Origin of the sequence: Streptomyces sp. P9(2023) (genome assembly GCF_032436795.1) — a bacterium.
Lineage (GTDB): Bacteria > Actinomycetota > Actinomycetes > Streptomycetales > Streptomycetaceae > Streptomyces.
The window spans coordinates 1-391 of sequence record NZ_JAUPWM010000195.1; the positions used below are offsets into that span (position 1 = coordinate 1).

A 391-nucleotide genomic window follows, 5' to 3' on the forward strand; every position below is an offset into this window, starting at 1 on the left:
ATAACCAAGCGATGCTTGGCTGACTCCATCCCATCGCTTCGTAAAACTCATCTGAGGTTGAATCAAACAAACCATAATCAAGAGCAAAAGAAGGGAGCAATATAAATGCCGCGATGGCTAAACCGATCCAATAAAAAACAGGATCAGTGTTATGAATAGCACCCGTATTTTGCTTCATGGACGTAATATTCTCAGTCATAACTCTACTCCGAGAAAAAAGATGAACGACCACCTAGTATTTAGGCAGCACAACATTAACCGGCACCGGATGACGGTAAAATAAATCGATTGATAGAATTAGGCAGCTCGGATTCAATCACCGAGCTGCGAGGGGAGATTAATTACCCATTTTGACATCACTGACCCATTTCGTGATCAGTCGCTTACGCTC

Annotated in this window: 1 protein-coding gene; it reads right to left on the reverse strand. The window is 42.7% G+C overall.

Annotated features, from left to right (window positions below):
- Nucleotides 1-199: hypothetical protein (locus tag Q5762_RS37310; RefSeq protein ID WP_315896752.1), on the reverse strand; the 199-nt coding region annotated here is incomplete at its 3' end.
- Between the last annotated feature and the right edge of the window lie 192 nt (nt 200-391).